This is a genomic window from Aerococcus sp. L_32 (genome assembly GCF_050689315.1).
Genome location: NZ_JBOEQF010000230.1, coordinates 1 through 3,388, shown reverse-complemented (window position 1 = coordinate 3,388; position 3,388 = coordinate 1). Strand labels below are relative to the sequence as shown.

At 30.8% G+C, this 3,388-nt stretch carries 5 protein-coding genes and 1 pseudogene; 2 read left to right on the top strand and 4 right to left on the bottom strand.

The window, feature by feature from the left end; translation table 11 throughout:
* Positions 1-167: 167 nt before the first annotated feature.
* The 4 genes and pseudogenes from ACRCJ0_RS10930 to ACRCJ0_RS10915 all read right to left on the bottom strand — a co-directional run.
* Positions 168-731: a hypothetical protein gene (locus ACRCJ0_RS10930; RefSeq protein WP_085390757.1), complete on the bottom strand. Its 564-nt coding sequence runs from the start codon at positions 729-731 to the stop codon at positions 168-170.
* Between the two features lie 159 nt (positions 732-890).
* Positions 891-1,724 carry a DUF3892 domain-containing protein gene (locus ACRCJ0_RS10925; RefSeq protein WP_431390456.1) on the bottom strand — a complete coding sequence of 278 codons (834 nt, stop codon included), beginning with the start codon at positions 1,722-1,724 and terminating at the stop codon, positions 891-893.
* Positions 1,724-2,047: a type II toxin-antitoxin system Phd/YefM family antitoxin gene (locus ACRCJ0_RS10920; RefSeq protein WP_431390455.1), complete on the bottom strand. Its 324-nt coding sequence runs from the start codon at positions 2,045-2,047 to the stop codon at positions 1,724-1,726. The genes ACRCJ0_RS10925 and ACRCJ0_RS10920 overlap by 1 nt, the downstream gene beginning before the upstream one ends.
* 413 nt (positions 2,048-2,460) lie before the next feature.
* Positions 2,461-2,664, bottom strand: a pseudogene (locus ACRCJ0_RS10915) (transposase); the annotation flags it as partial.
* On the opposite strand from ACRCJ0_RS10915, the gene ACRCJ0_RS10910 reads away from it, so the two are divergent.
* Both ACRCJ0_RS10910 and ACRCJ0_RS10905 read left to right on the top strand, forming a co-directional pair.
* Positions 2,641-2,844: a hypothetical protein gene (locus tag ACRCJ0_RS10910; protein WP_431390457.1), complete on the top strand. Its 204-nt coding sequence runs from the start codon at positions 2,641-2,643 to the stop codon at positions 2,842-2,844. The pseudogene ACRCJ0_RS10915 and the gene ACRCJ0_RS10910 sit on opposite strands and share 24 nt — an antisense overlap.
* A 22-nt stretch (positions 2,845-2,866) precedes the next feature.
* Positions 2,867-3,238 (top strand): hypothetical protein, encoded by a 372-nt coding sequence (locus tag ACRCJ0_RS10905; RefSeq protein WP_431390454.1) that lies wholly within the window; start codon positions 2,867-2,869, stop codon positions 3,236-3,238.
* Positions 3,239-3,388: the final 150 nt, after the last annotated feature.

Here is a 3,388-nt window from a genome sequence, read left to right as displayed (position 1 = left end):
TTGCTATCTTTTTCTATTATTCTGCCTTATTTGATAGTAGATTTAAAACTTTGCAACAGAACCGCATAAGGACTCTTTTTTTAAATGTATTTTACATAAGGTCCATTTTAGTTCGACTGGTGATCTTTGCTTGTACTTACATAAGGCCTAAAAACAACGAAAATATCTTATTGTTTATTTTGGCTATCTTCATTTAAAGAGTTTGCTATAAGTTTTGCCGTTATCTCTGTTAACGGTTCTCCGATAGCTTGTCTATAATTGAAGCCTAATAATTGCATAGTTCGTAGCGTGTCCACTTGAATTAAGTCAACTAACTGTTCAAAATTTGTTCTCTGTTCTTCTTGGTTTTTCGCCCAATCTTTTACATAAGCTTCTATTTCTTCTTCCTTATGCCCTTGCTCTAATAAACTTTCTCGAAGTTCTCTTTTTGATTTATCACTAACTTCAGGCATGAACATATTTATTAATCTAGTTGCTGTTTTTTGTAAATACTCTATATCTGTCTCACTTAAATAAATCTGGTCATACTCATCTTTATATCTTAATGCAATTGATTTTAATTCTTGATTTTCATGAATTAATTTATTGAAAGCATCTTCGTATGCATTAATAGTTTTTTTGCTATCCTGTCCTTCTTTTACAGTTGAGATTAGACTAATTGCTTGATCAGCAACTCCCGAATTAACTATCCCTTTTAAAGCATTACCTAGCGCAAGTAATTCACCAACCATGTTACAACTCCTCCTTAATAAAATTAATGATATGTATAGTTTTAATATACTATACATAAAAAGGTGTGCTTTTGCGATACTTTAAAAATTCGTTGCACTCATGTAAAAAAAGCAGTAGGTCAAATTAATTTTTGATCACTACTTTTTTTAAAAATGTAATTATTTTTCAGAATAATTTTGTAATTTTAGTAAATTGTTTTTCTCTGTACTATCGGCAACTGCACGAACGTATTTAACTCCATTATTTTCAACAGGTTCTAATTCAGAGTAAGGCATTAATTTAACTTTAATTTTAAAACCTTTTTCCCTAAAAGATGTGAGCCAACGATGAATGTCTTCTTTTGAGTACCATCCATCTATTTTTTTGTCACTGAGTTTCCATGTTTCATTTTCATCAGCTTCTAATTTAATCCGAACAATACTTTCCAAAGTTTTAACAGCGTCTTTCTTAAAACTTATTCCTGTAGCATAAATCATTAAAAACCCCCAATAAAAATTCATATATAATGCAATGTAAGTATAACTTACTTCACATGTAATTGAACGATTTACTTTAGCAAAGAAATAAAATCGATTAATTAAATACATGAAATTAGATAAAATCAGGTATTTAAAAAGAAAGGTAGCTACTAAAAATAAGCGGCTATCTTTCTTTTTAAATTGGTTCTGTAAAAGATTTTTTTCAATTTCAGAGATGCTTTTTTCAGCGGTTAAAAATACTTTTTCTTCTTCTCTTTTGCCAATGGCCACAATCTCAATAATTTCTATTTGATTGTCTGTTGTTGGTTTAAATATGAGACGAATACCTAATTTTTGGTTCTTTAATTCTTTAAAACCGGCTAATTTTGAATACGTTGTATTTCCAAGATCTTTCCCAATTTCAGATCCTCGGATACTTAACCGTTCTCCAGCAGCATCTACCCATTGTTTTAACATGCCGTCTAATTTTTTATAGTCTTTTACTGCTTCTTTCCAAAAAAATACCTTTGCCATTAATCAAATAGGTCCTTATCGGATAAAGCAGCAAATGGGTTATGCTCTTGATTTGATTCGATCACTTCAGTAGCTGAAATGAGTTCAACTGGTCCGGCTGTTACTCGATCATTTAATTGACTATAAAATAGTTTGTTTTCCAATTCGTTGTAATCTTTCACTAATTTTTCATATACGGCATTACTGAGGATAACAGCTTCAGGTTTATTATGGTTAAAAATAAAGGTTGGTTCTCCTGTTTTACTCGTGTCTTTTATAATTTTTGAAAAGTCTTTTTTAGCTTCTGTGATCGATTTTGTTTTTACATCTAACATTTTCAACATACGAAGCACCTCACTTTTTTATTTGTATAATTATTGTAACACAAAAAAGATAGTTGATCTGAGTATAAAAACTGATCTGGGAAAAAATAATGATTAGCTCCGAGTATAATTAAACCAATCCAACCTATGTAAAAAGACAGTGGTCTCTCTGTTATCCATTTATTAAAATTTTTCATTGATATCAAATCCTTCATATTTTTTTAATACATGAAATTGGGTAATTTCATGTATTGATTTGTAAAAAGCACAAGCTAATCATTCTAGCTTGTGCTTTTTCTTTGAGTAAAATAAAGATTAATCTATAGCTAATTTAACTAGTTTTAGTATAATTAGCTATAGATTAATCTTAATTGTCATATATGAGTCAAGTCCATAATCCTGTGTAAAATACTATACAATGTTTTACCGGTCTCTCATTGATCAAACTTAATATATTTTCTTGTAGAACTGAGCCATTCGTCATGAAGGTCCATAAGGACAGCTCCAATTAATCGATTGGCAGACGTTCGGTTGGGAAAAATCCGAATAATCTTTTCTCTTCTGCGGACTTCCTGGTTCAGTCGTTCAAGAAGGTTGGTGCTTTTTAGCCGATTGTGACCATTTCCGATAACCGTCCAGATCAATCTAAAAAACCACTTCCGCAACAAATTTGGGTTTCACTGAGTGGTGGATATGCAGGCTATATATCGATAGAAAAATTTTATATATCTGCAACCCATATAGTTGTTACTTATTCAGGAAATATTCCTAAGGCTCCATATGTACCAACTTCAATCCATGAAGATGAAGATAAATAAATTAAAAAGGAGATGTAGAATTATGAAAACAAAAAAAGTGTTAGGCATTATAGCATTGTTGAGCATGCTTTTTGTGTTATTCTCTTCAAATTATTATACGGTAGAAGCTACAGAAAATACTAGTTTGCAAACCAATGTAGTTAATAGTAAAGATATAACTATTCAATCGACTCCCAATCCTTATAAAGTATGGTATTCTGTGCCTCTCAATCTAGGCAATCAGCCACCCGCAACATATTATATTCAGCAAAGATTTTACACTGAATTGTATAGAGGATGGCTTACTAGAACAACTAGAACTGATACACATGCACATACTGTTTACGAAGGGTATTTATATCGTCCAGATGTGCCACTTCCTATTCCTTCAAAAGTGCTGCCAGTACAGGAATAAATATAGTATAGAAAGGATTTATATTTAATATGATAAAAAAAGTAACTTATATATTCTTTTTTTCTATAGTAGTAGGGTTATTCTTGTCTGCATGTAGTAATAAAGAGTCTTTAAATGAAAAATGGCATACTAAAGCTGACGAAGAGAGTA

Bases quoted from the DNA above. Each gene is read 5' to 3' on its own strand.
- ACRCJ0_RS10905 (WP_431390454.1), top strand. From the start codon at position 2,867: ATGAAAACAAAAAAAGTGTTAGGCATTATAGCATTGTTGAGCATGCTT.
- ACRCJ0_RS10925 (WP_431390456.1), bottom strand. From the start codon at position 1,724: ATGGCAAAGGTATTTTTTTGGAAAGAAGCAGTAAAAGACTATAAAAAA.
- ACRCJ0_RS10930 (WP_085390757.1), bottom strand. From the start codon at position 731: ATGGTTGGTGAATTACTTGCGCTAGGTAATGCTTTAAAAGGGATAGTT.
- ACRCJ0_RS10920 (WP_431390455.1), bottom strand. From the start codon at position 2,047: ATGTTGAAAATGTTAGATGTAAAAACAAAATCGATCACAGAAGCTAAA.